Genomic DNA, 18,600 nt, shown 5'->3' on the forward strand with positions numbered 1-18,600 from the left:
ATTCCTGCTCTGCCCTGCCATGATACTGATACGTCTAAACTTGTTCCTCTTATATATGAACTATCTTCAGGCGAGGTTATATTGACTAATATTAGCGGCTTTTTAGGTCTTAATCCGAAGTTTAATGTGTATGTTCTTCCTGCTCTTGCATATATCCATCTGGAAACTGAGTAATATCCTTTTGCTGATGCAGTTACTCTGTATATCCTTCCCCAGAACCATACATTAATATTTTTTATTACATACCTCCCATTTGCATTTGTATTGGCTCTGTAACTGCCTGCTTGGACTGCCGCACCTGATATGGCTTGATTTGTTAGAGAATCTGTTACCCTGCCCTGAATCGCTGCTGTTTTTGGCGGAACTGGTTTGGGACTTTTTGACCATGGCCAACTGTATGCTGGACTAACACTGCTCAGAATTATTGAAAATATGAGTAAGAATACTGAAAGTTTTTTCATGTCAATTTTTCTCTTCTTCTAATACCGCATGTGCTGCGGCAAGACGCGCTATAGGTACTCTGTATGGAGAGCAGCTAACATAATTCATGCCTACACGATGGCAGAATTTCACAGATTCTGGTTCTCCGCCATGTTCACCACATATGCCGATCTTTAAATCAGCTCTCGAGTTTCTTCCTCTTTCAATACCCATTCTAACAAGCTGTCCAACTCCTTCCTGATCCAGTACCTGAAACGGATCATCTTTGAGAATCCCCTTTTCCACATATTCGCTAAGAAATGCACCGGCGTCATCGCGGCTATAGCCAAATGCCATCTGTGTCAGGTCATTCGTCCCAAAGGAGAAAAATTCCGCTTTCTGAGCAATTTTCTCTGCAACAATACAAGCTCTTGGAATCTCTATCATTGTCCCTACTAAATACTTTACGTTTACGCCGTACTTCGCCATAACCTCTTTTGCAACTGCGTCCACAATTTCCTTCTGATTGTTAAATTCACCTGTTGTTCCTATGAGAGGAATCATCACTTCAGGAATAACTTTATATTTATCTTTAGTAAGAATACATGCGGCTTCAAAAATGGCTCTTGCCTGCATCCGGGTTATCTCCGGATATGTTACACCAAGACGGCAACCTCTATGACCAAGCATTGGATTGAATTCGTGAAGTGAAGCGATTTTACTCTTTACCTTTTCCACAGACACACCCATCTCTTCAGCCATCTCTTTTTGATTTGCTTCTTCATGAGGCAAAAATTCATGGAGAGGCGGGTCGAGTAATCTTATTGTAACCGGCAATCCATTCATTGCCTTAAATATACCTATAAAATCATTCCTCTGCATTGGAAGAAGTTTTGCAAGCGCCTTTTCCCTGCCGCTTACATCATCTGCAAGTATCATCTCCCGGACAGCCTTAATCCTGTCTCCTTCAAAGAACATGTGCTCGGTCCTGCATAGACCGATGCCTTCTGCCCCGAACTTTCGTGCCACTTCAGCATCTTGAGGAGTGTCAGCATTAGTTCTTACCCCAAGTTTTCTGATCTCATCAACCCATTCCATTAATGTCTCAAAGTCTCCTGAAAGCTCGGGTTGAATTGTTGGAACCTGACCAAGCATAACCTCTCCTGTTGAACCATCAAGAGAAATCCAATCTCCTTTTTTAACGGTAGTGTTGCTTACAGAAAACTCCTGCCTTTGATAGTTTATCTTAATTGCACCGCAACCAGCTACACAACATTTCCCCATACCACGAGCAACTACTGCTGCATGAGAAGTCATGCCTCCCCTGGCAGTTAATATACCCTGTGCTGCATTCATCCCTCCAATATCTTCAGGAGATGTCTCAATACGAACAAGTATTGTTTTCTCTCCCTCTAGAGTTTCTGCATCATCAGCATGGAAAACAACTTTTCCACTAGCAGCTCCCGGAGAGGCAGGCAATCCTTTTGCAATGACCTTTTTCTCTGTTTTAGGGTCAAACATTGGATGAAGAAGCTGATCCAATTGTGCAGGCTCAACTCTACTAATTGCTGTCTTTTTATCAATCAACCCCTCCGCAATCATTTCAACAGCAATCCTTATTGCTGCCATTGCCGTTCTTTTTCCTGTTCTTGTCTGAAGCATCCATAACTTACCCTTCTGGATGGTAAATTCAATATCCTGCATATCCTTATAGTGAGATTCCAGCTTATTGTAAATACCCTCCAATGTCTTGTATGCGTCCGGCATCACTTCTTGAAGCGTCTTTTGTTCTGAAGATGTTTTTGTCGATTCGTTTACAGGCTGTGGAGTCCTGGTACCAGCAACAACGTCTTCACCTTGCGCATTTATTAGATACTCTCCGTAAAACTTGTTTTCCCCTGTTGCAGGATCTCTTGTAAAAGCAACACCTGTTCCTGAATCATCACCCATATTACCAAACACCATTACCTGTACATTGACCGCTGTGCCCCAGTCCCCGGGAATATTATTTATTTTCCTGTATTTTATTGCCCTTTCAGTATTCCATGAGCCAAAAACGGCATCTATAGCCCCCCATAACTGATTCCACGGATCCTCAGGAAAATTCATGCCTTTCTTCTCTTTAACCATTGCCTTAAACCTTGCTACCAGATCCTTTAGGTCGTCTTCGTCAAGCTCAGTATCAAAATGAACATTTTTCTCTTTCTTTTTCTTTTCAATTATTACCTCAAATGGATCTTCATCCTCTTTCTTCTCTGGCTTCATTCCAAGAACAACGTCTCCATACATCTGGACGAAGCGTCTGTATGCATCCCATGCAAAACGGCCATTTCCTGACTTGACGACAAGACCCTCTATCGTTGTGTCATTAAGGCCAAGATTGAGTATTGTATCCATCATTCCCGGCATTGAAACACGCGCACCTGAACGCACTGATACAAGCAGAGGATTTTTAGAATTACCAAATTTAGCGCCCATTATTCCCTCAACCTTACTCATTGCATCCTTCATCTGCGACTCGAGTTCCGAAGGATAATTGCGATTATTCTTATAATAAATATCGCACATCTCCGTAGAAATAGTAAATCCGGGAGGAACAGGTATGCTAAGATTACTCATCTCAGCTAGATTTGCTCCTTTGCCGCCCAAAAGATTCTTCATCCCAGTATTTCCTTCAGCCTTCCCATCTCCGAAAAAATACACGTACTTTCCCATATATTACTCCCCCATTAATTTGAAAAATTTCCCGCCAAAATTAGCACAAACACGGGTGACTTTCAACAGCTAAATTATTATCAAACCCTCACAATATCCGCACCCAAGGAACACAGTCTTTGGTCTATTCTTTCATATCCTCGGTCTATCTGCCTGATATTATGTATTGTGCTTTTTCCCTTTGCGCATAGAGCTGCTATAAGGAGTGCCATTCCAGCTCTAATATCAGGACTTACAATCTCACATCCGTGTAAATCTGAAGGGCCCACAATTACTGCCCTGTGAGGATCACACAAAACAATCTTTGCTCCCATATTAATCAATTCATCAACAAAGTAGAGACGGCTTTCAAACATCTTTTCAAATATTAAAACTGTACCTTCTGACTGAGTAGCGATAACAAGCGCTATACTTACAAGATCTGCTGGAAATCCAGGCCATGGACTATCATCTATCTTGGGTATGGCTCCACCAATATCTGTAACAACTTTCATCTTTTTCCGAACAGGAATAAAAATATCCCTTTTATCTATCTCTAAACTTATTCCAAGTTTTTCAAGGACAAGGAAGATCATTTTCATATGTTCTACAGGCGCATTTTTTATTAATAATTCACTATGTGTAGCTGCAGCAAGCCCTATAAAGCTACCTGTTTCAATGTGATCTGAGGATATTAAATACTCTCCGCCACATAGCTGCTTCACTCCTTCTATTGTTAAGATGTTGCTGCCTACGCCGGATATTTTTGCGCCAAGAGAATTAAGGAACTTACACAAACCCTGCACATGAGGCTCTGAAGCTGCATTAACTATAGTAGTCTTCCCTTTGGCAAACGCAGCTGCCATTATTGTGTTTTCCGTTGCCATAACACTTGCCTCATCCAGAAAAATATCAGCGCCGTGAAAACCAGTTCCGATTTCTAACTTATAATCATTTCCAACACTAACAGAAGTACCTAATGCCTCCAGAGCAAGCAGATGTGTGTCAATTCTGCGCCGCCCTATTTTATCTCCTCCGGGCTTTGGCAATTTCACCTTGCCGCATCTTACCAGAATAGGCGCTGCAAACAGGAATGAACCTCTTATCCGAGAACATAGCTCAGGATTTAACTCCATCTTTTTTATAGATAATGCCTTAATTAAATACTCATGCTCTCCTACTCTTTTTACATCTACTCCAATATCACGCATAATCTCAACCATGTCCCGAACATCACAAATATCCGGTACATTCTTGAGCCTGACAGCCTCCTCCGTCAGAAGAGATGCTGCCAGTATTGCTAACGCCTCATTCTTATTTCCGGCAGGAGAGATTTCTCCTTTCAGCTGTTTTCCACCTTGTATAATCAGCCTTTCCCGCATATCTTTTTCCTCTCATTTTTGTTGCCCGCTAATTTTATCATAAGAGATTTCCTTATGCCAGCCAATTTATTGACATTTCTCTTAAATAACAGTACATCGAAAAAATGGGTTGACAGAAATCCATCGATCGTGATATTGTAATACCATAAGTTATCGATAGGAGATAAGTCATGCAAGCAGTAACAGTATCACCTAAGTTTCAGGTAGTAATACCTCGTACCGTTCGTGATTCAATGCATCTTCGTCCTGGGCAAAAGATGCAGATTGTAGAATATGATGGAAGAATTGAATTAGTTCCTGAACGAGATATTACTGAACTTCGTGGATTTCTGAAAGGAATCAACACGAAATTCAAACGAGAAAAAGACAGAGTATGAACATCGTCGATTCTTCCGGCTGGCTGGAATACTTCGCGAATGGATCCAATGCCAAGCGTTTTATGTCTGTCCTCAAAGATACAGAATCGCTCGTGGTTCCCGTAATTACAATCTATGAGGTTTTTAAAGTAGTATTGCGGGAAAGAGGAGAAAACGAGGCATTGTTGGCGGCTGCCGCCATGCAACATGCTCCAGTTGTAGACTTAACTGCCAAACTGGCACTTTCTGCAGCAAAACTCAGTTTGCAGCACCGCTTACCAATGGCTGACTGCATTATTCTCGCTACTGCCCAACTTCACGACGCAACTATTTGGACCCAAGATTCTGATTTTAAAGACATACCTGGAGTAAAGTACTTTCCCAAGAACTAGAAAGCAGACAACCACAAATTATACCGTATCAAAATTTGGGTGCAACAAGACGCCTCACTTTTTAGCCGTTTCCTATGATTTTTATTGCCAGCCAATTTATTGACATTTCTCTTAAATAACAGTACATTAAAAAAAAGTAATACATGGTGTTTAATAATTAATGTTGGATGGAGCAAGACAATGAAACAATACATCGGGACAGCCAAGATGGTGCGTGTTGTAGTGGCTGCGGTGTTGGTTCTCGCAATTGCGAAGGGTTGGTGTGAACAGCCACAGGCCGCTGCCGATTCTTCTCCATACACGGTAAAAAAGGATACGGTTCTGGCTGAGAACGCCGTCGGGCCAAGTTGGATTTCATGGAAAAGCCCTTCCTTGCCTAACGCGGACGTGGTTTACGTAGATCGGGAGAACTGGAATCTGTGGGTCATGGACGAGAATGGCGGCAATAAGCGCTGTCTCACCGGCTACGGCGAGAACATCCTGGGGGTGAACTTCCCGCTGGACGAAGATGGCAAGGACCCAAAAATTCATTGGAAGGGTGATCCTGAAGCGCATCCCGTCTTGCCGATTATTTTTTTCAAGGCGGAAAACGAGCACAGTTCCCACAAGCCACTACGCAATGCGCCGAGTATTGGATGGGATAACGACATCTGGGCTTTAGATGTGGGCAAAAAGCTTTACTACCGGTTGACGAATCTGGCCCCTGGCCAAGGGCTTCAACATACGGCGATTTCAGAGGATGGCAAGTGGTATGTCTATCCGCTGCGTTATGAGAAAGGAAATCTTCGCAAAGGATTCGGGTTTGCCAAGATGGTATTTTGTGAGCTGGCTCCGGACGGTAATGACCGGTTGCGGCTTTTGAAACGATTCGAGGTAGAACCGAACGACCAGATGTACTACGAACCGAATGACATCCACAGAAACGTCTCTGGTTCCTATTCCTTGCTATACGCGGCAGGACGGGGGAAGCTTTGTGATCCGTACGTCTACGAATGGACATGGGATGGCCAGAAACATTCCGGAAAGAACAAAGCGCTTCAGGTAACTTCGTCCCAACACGAGGAATTTTTCATGTTTTCGCCATCGGGCAAGAAGATTGCCTGGATGAAAGGCCCTGTCTTCTGGGGCAGATACCTTGCGGATCTCTATGTCTCGAATCCTGACTTTACTGAAGTCGAGCGCGTGACCTGGTATAATGATTGCAAGGTCTGGCCAGACCGTTGTAAGCCGGATGGGTGTCAGTTGAGCCGGCTGGAATGGAAGAATGATGGAACCGCCATCTTTTTTGGCCTCTGGATTCATGGTGGACGTTTCCGGCCATACCGCAAGACAGAATTGCACCGGATTGATTTCGTGGGCAGTGACGAGGAGTCGGACGGGCGATAGAGGAATGGCGTTCGTATGGAGGAACTAGAAAGCGAATATCCAACCAAGGAGTGCAGGTGACGCGGTGACCCGCGCCAGACTCCTGACGTTCATGGCTATCTCTGTTTATAACCCAAAGCACTAAAGAGAGCTTTTGCCTTGTCCAAAGTTTCCTGATACTCTTCCTCTGGCACAGAATCAGCAACAATCCCTCCTCCTACTTGAAAACGAATTTCATTCTTTTTAGCAACTAATGTACGGATAAGTATATTCAAATCCATTTCACCGGAAAAGCTTAAATATCCAAGAGAACCTGTATATATTCCCCTTCTTGTTGGCTCAAGCTCCTCGATTATTTCCATAGCCCTGATCTTTGGCGCACCGGTAATAGACCCTCCGGGAAAACATGCCCTTAACAGGTCAATCCTGTCCTTTCCCTTACTTAACCTGCCTCTAACCGTAGATGTTGTCTGAAAGACTGTAGAATATTTTTCAATATCTCTTCTGCTTTCCAGATATACGGATCCATATTCACATACTTTTCCTATATCATTTCTTTCAAGATCAACAATCATTATAAGCTCTGACTTGTCCTTTTCGCTCTTCAACAAATCATTCTTCAATCTCTCATCCTCTTTCTTTGTTTTTCCTCTTGGTCTGGTTCCTTTCATTGGCCTTGTTCTGACAACGCCATCCCTTAAACTAAGGAATCTCTCAGGAGAGGCACTTATAATAGATTCTTCTCCAAAATTCAGGAACCCTTCAAAAGGCGCAGGATTTATTTTGGTAAGACGCTTATATAACTCAAAACTGTCCATACATAAATCAAAGATGAATCGCTGAGATAAATTCACCTGATATATATCACCTGCAGCAATATACTCCTTTATCCTATTTACAGTGCCTAGATAAGAAGCTTTTGTGAAATTGGAAAGAATATCTCTTTCATTAATAATAGAAGGAGAAACGATGGAATTATTGAACTTTTTGCCTTTTAATGCCCTTACCCTTAACCTGCCTAAAACTAGTTTTAATCTTTCTTCTGCTTTATTCTCTCCTGTAAGACCTTTCTCAGGAAAGCCTGTTGATACTGCATAAAACTTGTTTTGGCTATAACTATACACAATCGCTAAATCATAAAAAGCCAGACAACAATCAGGAACATTAATATCATTCTTTGCTTTATTGGGTATTTTCTCAAGTGTTCTTCCAAAATCGTACGAGAAATACCCCACACATCCTCCACAAAAAGGCACTGGGAAAATATTATTTTCAATTTGATAATCAGACAATATTTTTCTTATAACTTCTAATACATCTGCGTTTTTCAATACATCTGACGAACCTCTATATGTAATCCTAACATCCGATCCCTCTGCCATTACCAACAGGAAAGGGTCACTTCCTATAAAAGCATACTCGCCAAGCCCATATTCATGCGTTCCGCTATCCAGAATAAACGAATAAGCAGACGTTTTAAATATCTCATATACTTGAATGGGAGATAAGTCTAACTTTATCTCTTCAATTAAAGGAATCATTTTTTGTTTGCATTCTCCAATAGCTTTGCACTATAATGTTATAAACTAATAAGCCAACTAAAACAAGGAGGGAAAGGAATGGCGACAGCAAAGCTCTACTCAGTAAGAATAGGCAAGAAGGAAGACCACGTATTTAAAGGAAAAGGCGCAAGACAGGCTGCTCTAAAAGCTGCTTCCAGAGGGCTGAAGGATTCTGACGGTCTCATCAAATTAAGAGAGCACAGCAAGAAAAAAGACGGCAAATGGAGAATACACATATTTAAAGGTTCCGTAAAGAAAATCGCTAAACCTGCTAATGCACCTGCTTGGATGCCAAGTACAATAAACAAACCAGTTGTAAAAAAACTTCGCGTGGAAAAATTAGATAAAATCTAATAAAAATACTTCTTGAGAAGGAAATAGTCAGCCTGCTGTTAACTGAACAGCAGGCTTTTCTATTAGGAAAGCGTAAGGATTTCCGTACTGTTATCAGTAATGGCTACAACATGTTCAAACTGTGCAGACAAGCTGCCATCAGAGCTGACAGCTGTCCACCCATCTGGTAGCACCTTTGTTTGATATGATCCTGCATTAATCATAGGCTCAATAGCTATAACCAGCCCTCTTTTGAGAGTAAATCCTGTACCTGATTTGCCAAAGTGTTGCACCTGTGGGTCTTCATGTGCACTTGATCCTATACCATGACCAACAAAATCTCTTACAACTGAAAAACCCTGTTGTTCAACATACGTCTGAATAGCATTACCAATGTCACCTAATCTGTTGTTTTCTATTGCTTCAGTAATACCAATATCTAAGGCCTCTTCTGTAACCTTAATAAGATTCTGTGCAAGAGAAGATATCTCTCCCACAGGATAGGTAATTGCTTTATCTCCATAATAACCATTCTTGCAAACTCCAACATCTATAGTTATTATATCGCCTTCTCTCAAAATCTCATCTTTTCTTGGTATTCCATGAACTACTACATTATTAACAGAAGCACATATGCTGTTTGGATATCCTCTAAATCCCAAAAAAGATGGAACTGCATCAAAACTTCTAATATAGTCTTCAGCCAATCTATCTAAATAAAGAGTAGAAATACCAGGTTTAATATGTTTGGAAATATAATTCAAGGTTTGTGCAGTTAATTGACAGCTTAATCTTATAAGTTTTATTTCTTCCGCTGATTTGTAATAAACCACAGCTATTTTTCTCGCGCAATAATGTTCAGCATCCTTTCAGATGCCTTAATAGCTGCTATAATCTGATCAGAATCAACACCAATAGTTTTAAAAACCTTGTCTTTAGCAGACCATATTATCAATGTTTCAACTAAAGCACTTGTTTTCCCTCCGGGAGGAATTCTAACTTCATAATCAATTAATTCCGGCATAGAAAGCTTTATTCTGCTGCATGCTTTTTTTAACGCATTCATAAAAGCATCGTATCCCCCATTACCAGATGCAGACTCTTTTATCTTCTGCTTCCCATATTGGAGAACAAATGACGCTGTCGGCAAGATCCCCTTTCCGCTTGTCACAATACAATCTGTAATTTGAACTAGATTCCCTTCTCCTATTTCAAGCACATCAGCAATTATAAAAGGCAGATCTTCTATTGTGATTGATTTCTTTTTATCACCAAGCTGGATTATCTCCTGTAAAACTTTTTTCTTGTTTTCTTCAGTAAGCTCTATTCCCAATTCAGTCAAATTTTGATCTAACGAAGCCTTCCCGCTCAGTTTACCAAGAGCATATGTCCTTTTCCTGCCAAATCTTTCAGGCAAAAGCGGATTTGCATATAAATTTGCCTTCTTATCTCCATCAGCATGAATTCCACTGGTTTGCGTAAAAACGTCCTGACCAACAATCGGTGTATTTGCAGCAACTCTCTTGCCTGAAAAAGTCTCTACTAATTTACTGACAGAAATAATCTTTTTTTCAACAACATGTGTCTTGCATTCTGTATTATCATGAATATTAGCTGTAATTTCACCCAAAGAAGCATTGCCAGTACGTTCGCCCAAACAATTAACAGTAACATGAATTGCTCCAACCCCTGCCTCAATTGCATACAGGCTATTTGCAGTGGCAAGACCATAATCATTATGCGCATGAAAGTCAAATCCCATGTCTGGAAACGAGCTCACCATATCCTTAATATAGGTATATGTTGTATGAGGTGTAAGAATTCCAAGAGTATCAGGCAGCATTATTCTATTAACACTCATATTGCATAGCGCTTTCGTAATTTCCATAACATAATCCTTAGAATCTCTATAACCATTAGACCAGTCTTCTAAGTAAATGTTTACAGTAAGTCCTTTCTCTTTTGCATAATCTATTGTTTCTCTTATTTCACTGATATGTGTTTTTATATCTTTGCGCAATTGAAATTTCAGGTGCTTTTCTGAGCCTTTAGTTAATAGATTCATCACCTTAGCGCCTGTTGAGAATATCCAATCAACAGATTTTGTATGGTCAACAAATCCCAATACCTCGACCTTGCTTAGGAACCCCCTCAGTTTTGCCCATTGCATGATACTTGTAACAGATTCCTTCTCTCCCTGAGACACTCTGGCAGATGCAACTTCTATTCTGTCTATCCCTACCTCATTAAGTAACATTTTGGCAATATTCAACTTCTCACTGCGAGAAAAAGAAACACCTTGAGTTTGCTCTCCATCTCTTAATGTTGTATCAAGTATTTCAATAATCCTTTTTGTATTTTCCATATTAAAGCTCTCCTGTCCCCTTTATTAATTATCTCTACTTAATCTCTCAAATAATCTTTCAACATCTACATACTCTTCAACAAGGCTTTTGGCAGTTCTTATTTTCTCCGTATCCGTCTCAGCTATCTTAACTACAAGATCATGTATCGATGATGCGACTCCGTAAGTATCTATATCCACAGCCAGAACAGGTATAGTTGTCTTTTGTATGAGATTCATTACGGACTGGTGAATCTGCATCTTGCCTGTTAATATTATTCCTGATATCATGTGTTTCTTCTCTGTTCCAATAGCTGAAGAACTCATGGCAGCAAGCACAATATCCTCTCTATCCGCAGGTGTAATTAACAGCACCCTTTCACCAAAAAAGCCCAATGCATTATGTGGAGTCATTGCTCCTACTACAATCTTTTCAATTTGATTATCAAGAGATTCCCTGCCATTTACAAGCTTTGAAGGAATGCTTTCCATAACCTGTTTTATACTTGGCCATGTAAGACGTTTTGTATATGGTATAGCTCCAAACAGCTCAATCCCCTTCTTTGCCAAGCCTCTCTTTATGTAATCCTTAATTTTATCCATTTTATCGGGTATCACCTTGTTAATTACCACACCCACTAATTCTACTCCCTCTTTTTCAAACAAGGCCTTATTTAAAACAATCTCATCTATTGGACGGCCAATCCCGCCTACTGTTATCATCAGAACCTTTGCGCCCAGCAATTTTGCAACAGACCCATTTCCTAGATCAAAAACAGACCCGACACCAGCATGTCCTGTTCCCTCAATCACTACCAGATCCTTATCTTTTGAAATCTCTCCATAAGCTTCCATAATAATATCCGTTAAAACTTGTTTCTTTCCATGATCTATATACTCCTCAGTAAAACCCCTTTCAACAGCTATTGGACTTATATGTCGTAATTCTCCGTCACAATTACAGCAACTTTTTATCAGCACAGCATCCTCATCAACTTTATATCCTTCAACCTCTACATATCGTTGACCAACAGGTTTCATAAATCCAATATTCTTGGCATACTGTTTAAATGCCATCATAAGACCAAGACTTACTAATGTTTTTCCGTCATTTTGTCTTGTGGCTGCAATAAATAATTTCTTTTCTTTAGCCATAATATTCTATAGATATTTTCCTGCTATAATACTAAGTTTGTCCTTTGCTTGAGAAGAAATAATACTTCTATCTGTTATGATTGCAGCAGCCAGCGCATTAGCGCACTCACACTTTCTCTCAGAGAAAATCTCTTTAACAGCTGCTTTTATAATCTTCTTTGCATTCTCTGAGTTTTTATTAAGATTTGCAATTATAGTCTCCACACTTACTATTTCTTCTGTCTCATGCCAACAATCGTAATCAGTAACCATTGCCATTGCCCCGTAGCAGATCTCTGCTTCCCTTGCCAGTTTTGCTTCCATCAAATTCGTCATTCCAATAACATCAAAGCCCATTTTTCTATAAAAGAAAGATTCTGCTTTTGTAGAAAATGCAGGCCCTTCCATATTCAAGTATGTTCCTCCATTATAAACTCTTAACCCAATTTTTTTCACTGTTTCGTATAGTATCTTGCTCAAATCAGGGCAAACAGGATTGGCAAAACTAATATGAGCAACTACTCCGTCTCCAAAAAAGCTGCATTTGCGAGCCTGATTTGTTCTATCAAAGAACTGGTCAGGAATAACAATATCCAGAGGATGAATATTATCTTTAAGGCTGCCAACAGCACCAACAGAAATAATCCATTCCACACCAAGTTTTTTCATGCCATAGATATTGGCGCAATAGTTTATTTCGGAAGGTAAGAATTTATGTCCTCTCCCATGCCTCGGAAGAAACACCACCTCTTTTTCAGAAAGAGTACCTGTAATATATTTATCCGAAGGCCTCCCAAACGGAGTATTTATCTCAAGTTCTTTTATGTTTTTGAGCCCTTCCATATCATAGAGCCCGCTACCACCAATAATACCTATCTTTGCCATATTAGACCTCCATTAGCATAAAATCCGAAATTCTAAATCTCAAAGACTGTTGTTCCCTTTATGCTCCATTTATGCTGGCGCATTTACGGTCATTGTCCCGTCAGGAAGCTCATAATAAATTTTTTTATTTTTAGAATAGACGCTAGGCAATCCTTTTCTGCGGTTTTCCTCTTGCGCCTTTTTAACAGCTCTGGTACCAATTTTTGTCACTTTAAACAATAATTCATAATCTTCTTTTTTCATCTAAAACACCTCCCTTGTGAATAGAGAAAAATATTCTTCATTAATAACATCCACTTCATTCCCTGTGCCAACTGCTACCTGCAAAAATTCATCTTTGCTGTTAAAAAACATCTCCCAATTATGAACCTTTTTTCTGTAAATATTCCAAAAATTGTTTATGCTTCTTCCGAATCGGCGTGTTATGTCTTCTTGAGGTATAGCATGCCCACCTTTTTTAACCCGGATATCTATTCTATGAATTGCTTCCTCAATGCTTTCCAGATATATATAAATTAATATTATCTTATATCCATCCTTTTTTATTTTAGCAATAACTTTAATTAGATATTTCCCTGCTAAGGTTGTTTCCACGACAAAAGAATCTTTCTTAATAATACAATTTTCTATTTTGGCAAAAAAGATTTTCCCTGCTTTTAGTCTCATTTTTTCTAATCTACTTGGAGACAATGTCTTTGCAATTTCATCAGCATTAATAAAAACCAGGTTTGTGTTTTTAATAAATTCTTTTGCGAATGTTGTTTTCCCACTTCCATTGGGACCAGCAATAATATATGCTAATTTCACAGTTAATCTCTCCGTATGCCTCAAAAACTTTTTTATATTATAGAATACTCAGAATATTTAAACAAACAATTTTCCTGCAGTTGTTTCTACGTCCACGATTTTACCAAAATCTCCCCTCTTCCAATGTCTCACATTTAGTGATGATTTCCCTGTTATGTCCCCAGGGAATCTGAAAAAGCTATTCAGAATTGACAAGTTCCACAACTATGCTGCCGAAAGTTATCTTCATTTGTACCCTGACAGGAATTCTTTTCTCATCATCCGTAAGCCAGACTTTTATTTTGCTGCCTTCTACCTCCAGCACTCCTTCAAGATTCAGCCCTTCAAGAATAGGCTCTATGAGTATTGTTTCATAGGTGCTTTTTCCTATCTTGATTGTCTCTTTTTCCAGAATGTTCACTCTTAATCTATGATTTTTTCTGTTATCATAGGCATTGAGGATTAGAGTCTCTCCTGCAACTAATTTTTGAGCTCTTATATAGTATAAACATGCAAAAGGATCCTTTGCTTCAGGAAGAATCTCTATAATTTTCCCATTTACGTGTGACACATGCTTTTCCTGATCAAAACAAGTTGTTTCCTTCTTCTTGTAAAATCCTTCCCTAAAATCCTTAATGCATTTCAAAGAGTATTGTTTTTCTTTATCTATATAGGATTCCATGCGGTCCCTTATTTTACATATAATAGAAACCAGTCCCATTGAATCCCCCCTTGCTTTAATATGCAAAACTTCCCTGCCGTCAATGTTCAATATCTCGGATAATTCCAGGCTTCCGGATCCAGCCTTTATTCCGAGCCAGCTAATTTCATACTCAAACTTCTCCCCTTCAACAAAAACTGCCTGAGCATGAGCAATTACAGAACACGAAATAATTAGCGTAGATAAGAAAATAATACACAAGACTAAATTTTTAATTTTCAATTTTTAATTAACCTCTCGAATCAAAGAAGCTCTTTATAGACGTTTTCTATTTTATTCATCATATTCCTAATGTCAAACTTCTCTCTTACAACCTTGAATCCTTCTTTCCCCATATCTTCTCTCTTTTTTTTATTATTTATCAGTTCTAACAAGCCATTAGCAAGCTCTTCAGCGTCTCCCGGGGAAACCAGGATGCCTGTCTTATCATGGCTTACAATTTCAGGAACGCCTCCTACATTAGAGGCAACAACTGGTTTTGCATGTGCCATTGCTTCAATTGCCGATCTTCCAAAAGATTCCTTTAAAGTTGGAAATGCCAGTATATCAATTGCTGAGAGGATATTCGCAATGTCATTTCTGAAACCGGTAAAAATGACATTTCCACTTAAATTCAACTCACTTATCAATGCTTCACAAAGCCCTTGATCTCTTTCCCTGCGAACTTCGCCAGCAATAAGAAACTTAATATTCTTATTTTTCTTCAAAATAATTGATGCTGCTCTTAAGAACACATCATGTCCTTTTAGTCTGCTTATCTGTCCAACAATGCCAATAACTAATTCGTGCTTAGAAATATTTAGTTTTCCTCTAATATCTTCACTGGATTTAAAGCTATCCAGATCAATACTGTTATTAATAACTAGTAACTTCCTGCTTTTATTGTTTATGTCTTTAAATGGCTTTGCAGCTGCATTTGAAACTGCAATTACTCTATCAGCATGCTTTAACAAATACTTACCTACCTTATCAGGTTCAATAATATCTCTTATGTGTGAGATTATAGGTATTTTTCTAAATCTACATGCTAGAATTCCATACGGAGCATCGCTATGAGAATTGCTGTGCACAAGGGAGATTCTCTCCTTTTTTATCAATTTTGCAAGACACATAACAGTGTAAGGAATCCATGGAAAATATTTCCCCTTTCTCCATAACCTCATTTTTGCAATTCTGTATGGAATTTTTATTTCATCCAGTTTTTCTGTCAAAGGACCTTTGGATGAACATACAACAATTGGGGAAAAAGTCTTCTTATCTAAATGAGTCAGTATGTCAAGAAGACTTCTCCGCGCACCCCATAGATTAACGCTGCTGCTTAGATAAAGTATTTTATGCAACATCTGGTATATGCTTTTTTATTAGATCTTCAAAAAGATCTTCTGTTCTTTTAATGAATACAGGCGCATCAAACTGCTTTTTTGCCCATTCTCTCCCTGCATTTCCCATTCTTTCAGCCTTATCCTTATTCGTCAGCAAATCAATTACTGCCTTAGCAATAGCTTTTTCATCTTTAGTGGGGACAAGTATGCCTGTCTTATCATTAATTACAACTTCAGGCGTGCCTCCAACATTTGTTGCTACTATCGCAACTCCACAGGCCTGTGCCTCAATAATAGAGCGTGGCAGGCCTTCGTAATAAGATGGTAAAACAAATATATCAAGAATCTGCAGAATTTCAGGAACATCTTGCCTCTGCCCTGCAAAAATTATTTTATCTGCAATCCCCAGATCCTCAGCCAGGATTTTAAGTTTTTCAGCCATATATCCGTCTCCCACAATTAAGAACTTTAATTTTTTGGGGAACTTCTGAAGTATTAAAGAAGCCGCTTTAATGAGATAAGGATATCCTTTAAGTTCAACAAGTCTTCCCACAGTGCCTACGACACAGCAGTTTTCATCAATTCCAAATTCCCTTTTTTTCTCCTGTTTGTTAACACTCAGGTTTAATCTTGCCAGATCTGATGCATTATAGATTAAGCTTATTCTATCTTCTCCTAAATTCAACTCTTTCTGAGTGTGATGTTTCACTTCCTTTGATAATGCAATTATCCTTTTTGGAACATGTTTCAATAAAAAATTATACTGCCATACTGACGTTCCCCTCTTTTTTTCTCCAAACCTGTCTGTATTCATTAATGTATGTATTGTAGTAACAACTATAGGAACTCCCCCTAACCATCCTGCAACACAGCCCCTTCTATCTGCAAGCATATTATGAGTATGAATAATATGAATCTTATATCTTTTTATTATGCCTAAAAGCTTAAGAATAGAACCTGGATTATGTCTAAGCTCTACAGGAATTACTTCAAATCCCTGTTCTTTATAATACGGAACTATTGAGCCTGGACGTGTTACTACAATAATTCTGTATTTGGTCTTATCTAATCCAGCACAAAGAATTCTTGTATGCTCTTGCGAACCCCCTGTTGCATCTTTGGAACTTATTATCTGAAGGATGTTTATACGTGATGCCATTTATACCCTCTTTTTAATGGGACAAATACCCAAGTGCACATTCTGCTAACAGGGATGTTCCTACAGGCAAAATGTCTTCATCAAAATTAAAATTTCCATTATGCAATGCAACAGGATTTTTATCCTTTTTTACTCCAAGCCAAAAATATACTCCTGGAATCTCTTTTTGATAGAAGGAAAAATCCTCGCTCACCATTGATAGATTGGGTCGAATTACTCTTACATCGAGCTTTTTTGCTGAAGAAACCATGAGATTGACTAAAGAGGCATTGTTTACTGTTACTGGGTATCCTTTTTCAAAACAAAGAGTATATTTCACTCCAAAACTTTTAGCTATCCCTTCCATTATCTCCACCATTCTCTTCTTAACCTTATTCCGCGTTTTATCATTTAATGTCCGAAAAGTTCCTTTCATTTCCACCTCATCAGGAATTATATTATAAGAAGCTCCTCCATTAATTGAACATACTGATATTACAAATGGGTCAAGTGCATCTATATTTCGGGCTTTAATTGTTTGCAATGCTTGGAACACACTGTTTGCAGCTATTAAAGGGTCTACTGCCGTATGAGGCATAGCACCGTGTCCTCCTTTTCCCTTTATTATAATACTAAAATTGTCCATTGAAGCCATCATTGCTCCAGCCCTAACACCAATATTGCCAAAATTTATATACGGCCACAGATGCAAAGCAAATATTGCGTCTACATGAGGATTTTTTAAAACACCATCTTTTATCATCAATTCTGCGCCACCTATGTTTTCTTCGGCAGGCTGAAATATAAACTTAACATTGCCGTGTATCTGTTTCTTGAATCTTGATAATACTATTGCTGTGCCTATAACCATACTCATATGCCCGTCATGCCCACAAGCATGCATTATGCCCTTATTTCTAGATATGTAAGATACTGCATTCTTCTCATTAACATTAAGAGCATCCATATCTGCGCGCAATGCTACTGTCTTTCCATTATAGCCCCCCTTCAACAGACCAACTACACCTGTTTTTGCAATATTTGTTTTCACATCAAGTCCTATTGCGTCTAAAATTTCTGCAATCTTTTTGGATGTCCTTTTTTCTTGAAAGCCTATTTCAGGGTATTTATGAAAATCCCGCCTGACTTGTATTAATTTATCCTTTATTTCCTCTGCAGCTTTCCTTATTTCTGACATATACTCTCCCAATACTTTTCGCAAAGAATAATCTCGCTGAGTGATTTTCGCTCAAGATGTTTACCTGACTTGAACTCTGTTTTTGAGGGATATCCTAAAGGAGTTAATCCTATAACCTTAACATTAGAAGGAATATTTAATATTGCTTTTACTTGATCCTCATCAAAGGCTCCAATCCAGCAAGTACCCAAACCTTCCTCTGCTGCCTGGAGCATGAGATGGTCAAAAACAATGCTAACGTCAATCTCTTCGCTTGTATGAGTTCCACCGATATTCTGATAGCTCTCCTCTGGAAACGCACAGCCAACTATTATTATTGGCGCTTCTGCTATAAATGTCTGTCTTTTAGACGCTTCAACTAGTTTTGCCTTAGTTGACTTATCAGTCACCAGAATAAGTTTAAATGGCTGTTTATTAGCAGCAGTAGGAGCTAATCTTGCTGCTTCCAAAACACGATTGAGAACCTGTTCTGGAATTCCCTTATTCAGATATCCTCGTACACTACGTCTTTTCTTTATTGCTTTCAATATATCCATAAAGTTTATTATACCCTCAATTTATAATGGAT

Annotated in this window: 19 protein-coding genes; 4 read left to right on the forward strand and 15 right to left on the reverse strand. The window is 39.0% G+C overall.

Features of this window, described 5'->3' with window-relative positions; genetic code table 11:
• From KKC91_10020 to murA, 3 genes are all read right to left on the reverse strand, one after another.
• On the reverse strand, positions 1-461 hold a 461-nt coding region (locus KKC91_10020; protein MBU0478888.1), incomplete at its 3' end, for a carboxypeptidase-like regulatory domain-containing protein.
• 1 nt (position 462) lies between these two features.
• Positions 463-3,135 (reverse strand): pyruvate, phosphate dikinase, encoded by a 2,673-nt coding sequence (gene ppdK / locus KKC91_10025; GenBank protein ID MBU0478889.1) that lies wholly within the window; start codon positions 3,133-3,135, stop codon positions 463-465.
• A gap of 80 nt (positions 3,136-3,215) precedes the next feature.
• Complete coding sequence (gene murA, locus KKC91_10030) at positions 3,216-4,496, reverse strand: UDP-N-acetylglucosamine 1-carboxyvinyltransferase (GenBank protein ID MBU0478890.1); 1,281 nt, start codon at positions 4,494-4,496, stop codon at positions 3,216-3,218.
• Positions 4,497-4,666: 170 nt separating this feature from the next.
• On the opposite strand from murA, the gene KKC91_10035 reads away from it, so the two are divergent.
• The 3 genes from KKC91_10035 (at position 4,667) to KKC91_10045 (ending at position 6,630) form a co-directional block, all read left to right on the forward strand.
• Entirely contained in the window at positions 4,667-4,873 is a 207-nt protein-coding gene (locus KKC91_10035) for an AbrB/MazE/SpoVT family DNA-binding domain-containing protein (GenBank protein ID MBU0478891.1), read from the forward strand.
• Complete coding sequence (locus KKC91_10040; protein ID MBU0478892.1) at positions 4,870-5,244, forward strand: type II toxin-antitoxin system VapC family toxin; 375 nt, start codon at positions 4,870-4,872, stop codon at positions 5,242-5,244. The genes KKC91_10035 and KKC91_10040 overlap by 4 nt, the downstream gene beginning before the upstream one ends.
• Positions 5,245-5,424: 180 nt before the next feature.
• Positions 5,425-6,630 carry a hypothetical protein gene (locus KKC91_10045; protein ID MBU0478893.1) on the forward strand — a complete coding sequence of 402 codons (1,206 nt, stop codon included), beginning with the start codon at positions 5,425-5,427 and terminating at the stop codon, positions 6,628-6,630.
• Positions 6,631-6,725: 95 nt separating this feature from the next.
• On the opposite strand, the gene pabB is transcribed toward KKC91_10045, so the two are convergent.
• Entirely contained in the window at positions 6,726-8,150 is a 1,425-nt protein-coding gene (gene pabB / locus KKC91_10050) for an aminodeoxychorismate synthase component I (protein ID MBU0478894.1), read from the reverse strand.
• 78 nt (positions 8,151-8,228) lie between these two features.
• On the opposite strand from pabB, the gene KKC91_10055 reads away from it, so the two are divergent.
• Positions 8,229-8,525, forward strand: coding sequence for a non-histone chromosomal MC1 family protein (locus KKC91_10055; protein MBU0478895.1), 297 nt, complete (start codon positions 8,229-8,231; stop codon positions 8,523-8,525).
• A gap of 62 nt (positions 8,526-8,587) precedes the next feature.
• Here the strand turns inward: KKC91_10055 and map are convergent, their stop codons facing one another.
• The 11 genes from map to KKC91_10110 form a co-directional block, all read right to left on the reverse strand.
• A complete protein-coding gene (gene map, locus KKC91_10060; GenBank protein ID MBU0478896.1) occupies positions 8,588-9,337 on the reverse strand; it encodes a type I methionyl aminopeptidase in 750 nt (249 codons plus the stop codon).
• A 2-nt stretch (positions 9,338-9,339) separates the two neighbouring features.
• The gene (locus tag KKC91_10065) at positions 9,340-10,869 is read right to left on the reverse strand and encodes a 2-isopropylmalate synthase (protein ID MBU0478897.1); all 1,530 of its coding nucleotides are present in this window, start codon (positions 10,867-10,869) and stop codon (positions 9,340-9,342) included.
• A gap of 24 nt (positions 10,870-10,893) precedes the next feature.
• Positions 10,894-12,003: an AAA family ATPase gene (locus tag KKC91_10070; GenBank protein ID MBU0478898.1), complete on the reverse strand. Its 1,110-nt coding sequence runs from the start codon at positions 12,001-12,003 to the stop codon at positions 10,894-10,896.
• Positions 12,004-12,009: 6 nt separating this feature from the next.
• The gene (mtnP, locus tag KKC91_10075) at positions 12,010-12,867 is read right to left on the reverse strand and encodes an S-methyl-5'-thioadenosine phosphorylase (protein ID MBU0478899.1); all 858 of its coding nucleotides are present in this window, start codon (positions 12,865-12,867) and stop codon (positions 12,010-12,012) included.
• Between the two features lie 69 nt (positions 12,868-12,936).
• Positions 12,937-13,110 carry a hypothetical protein gene (locus KKC91_10080; protein ID MBU0478900.1) on the reverse strand — a complete coding sequence of 58 codons (174 nt, stop codon included), beginning with the start codon at positions 13,108-13,110 and terminating at the stop codon, positions 12,937-12,939.
• Entirely contained in the window at positions 13,111-13,674 is a 564-nt protein-coding gene (locus tag KKC91_10085; protein ID MBU0478901.1) for a zeta toxin family protein, read from the reverse strand.
• A 178-nt stretch (positions 13,675-13,852) separates the two neighbouring features.
• Complete coding sequence (locus tag KKC91_10090; GenBank protein ID MBU0478902.1) at positions 13,853-14,596, reverse strand: DUF3108 domain-containing protein; 744 nt, start codon at positions 14,594-14,596, stop codon at positions 13,853-13,855.
• A 20-nt stretch (positions 14,597-14,616) separates the two neighbouring features.
• Complete coding sequence (locus KKC91_10095; protein MBU0478903.1) at positions 14,617-15,717, reverse strand: glycosyltransferase family 4 protein; 1,101 nt, start codon at positions 15,715-15,717, stop codon at positions 14,617-14,619.
• Positions 15,707-16,855 (reverse strand): glycosyltransferase, encoded by a 1,149-nt coding sequence (locus KKC91_10100; GenBank protein ID MBU0478904.1) that lies wholly within the window; start codon positions 16,853-16,855, stop codon positions 15,707-15,709. Before KKC91_10100 ends, KKC91_10095 begins: the two co-directional genes overlap by 11 nt.
• Positions 16,856-16,868: 13 nt before the next feature.
• A complete protein-coding gene (locus tag KKC91_10105) occupies positions 16,869-18,032 on the reverse strand; it encodes an amidohydrolase (protein ID MBU0478905.1) in 1,164 nt (387 codons plus the stop codon).
• Positions 18,020-18,568: a nitroreductase family protein gene (locus KKC91_10110; protein ID MBU0478906.1), complete on the reverse strand. Its 549-nt coding sequence runs from the start codon at positions 18,566-18,568 to the stop codon at positions 18,020-18,022. The genes KKC91_10105 and KKC91_10110 overlap by 13 nt, the downstream gene beginning before the upstream one ends.
• Between the last annotated feature and the right edge of the window lie 32 nt (positions 18,569-18,600).

Source organism: bacterium, from assembly GCA_018812485.1.
In the GTDB taxonomy this organism is placed as follows: domain Bacteria; phylum JAHJDO01; class JAHJDO01; order JAHJDO01; family JAHJDO01; genus JAHJDO01.

Coding starts and splice junctions, on each gene's coding strand:
- murA (MBU0478890.1), bottom strand. CDS start 4,496: ATGCGGGAAAGGCTGATTATACAAGGTGGAAAACAGCTGAAAGGAGAA.
- KKC91_10105 (MBU0478905.1), bottom strand. CDS start 18,032: ATGTCAGAAATAAGGAAAGCTGCAGAGGAAATAAAGGATAAATTAATA.
- KKC91_10110 (MBU0478906.1), bottom strand. CDS start 18,568: ATGGATATATTGAAAGCAATAAAGAAAAGACGTAGTGTACGAGGATAT.
- mtnP (MBU0478899.1), bottom strand. CDS start 12,867: ATGGCAAAGATAGGTATTATTGGTGGTAGCGGGCTCTATGATATGGAA.
- KKC91_10045 (MBU0478893.1), top strand. CDS start 5,425: ATGAAACAATACATCGGGACAGCCAAGATGGTGCGTGTTGTAGTGGCT.
- KKC91_10035 (MBU0478891.1), top strand. CDS start 4,667: ATGCAAGCAGTAACAGTATCACCTAAGTTTCAGGTAGTAATACCTCGT.
- KKC91_10055 (MBU0478895.1), top strand. CDS start 8,229: ATGGCGACAGCAAAGCTCTACTCAGTAAGAATAGGCAAGAAGGAAGAC.
- KKC91_10100 (MBU0478904.1), bottom strand. CDS start 16,855: ATGGCATCACGTATAAACATCCTTCAGATAATAAGTTCCAAAGATGCA.
- pabB (MBU0478894.1), bottom strand. CDS start 8,150: ATGATTCCTTTAATTGAAGAGATAAAGTTAGACTTATCTCCCATTCAA.
- KKC91_10040 (MBU0478892.1), top strand. CDS start 4,870: ATGAACATCGTCGATTCTTCCGGCTGGCTGGAATACTTCGCGAATGGA.
- KKC91_10065 (MBU0478897.1), bottom strand. CDS start 10,869: ATGGAAAATACAAAAAGGATTATTGAAATACTTGATACAACATTAAGA.
- KKC91_10080 (MBU0478900.1), bottom strand. CDS start 13,110: ATGAAAAAAGAAGATTATGAATTATTGTTTAAAGTGACAAAAATTGGT.
- KKC91_10095 (MBU0478903.1), bottom strand. CDS start 15,717: ATGTTGCATAAAATACTTTATCTAAGCAGCAGCGTTAATCTATGGGGT.
- KKC91_10070 (MBU0478898.1), bottom strand. CDS start 12,003: ATGGCTAAAGAAAAGAAATTATTTATTGCAGCCACAAGACAAAATGAC.
- ppdK (MBU0478889.1), bottom strand. CDS start 3,135: ATGGGAAAGTACGTGTATTTTTTCGGAGATGGGAAGGCTGAAGGAAAT.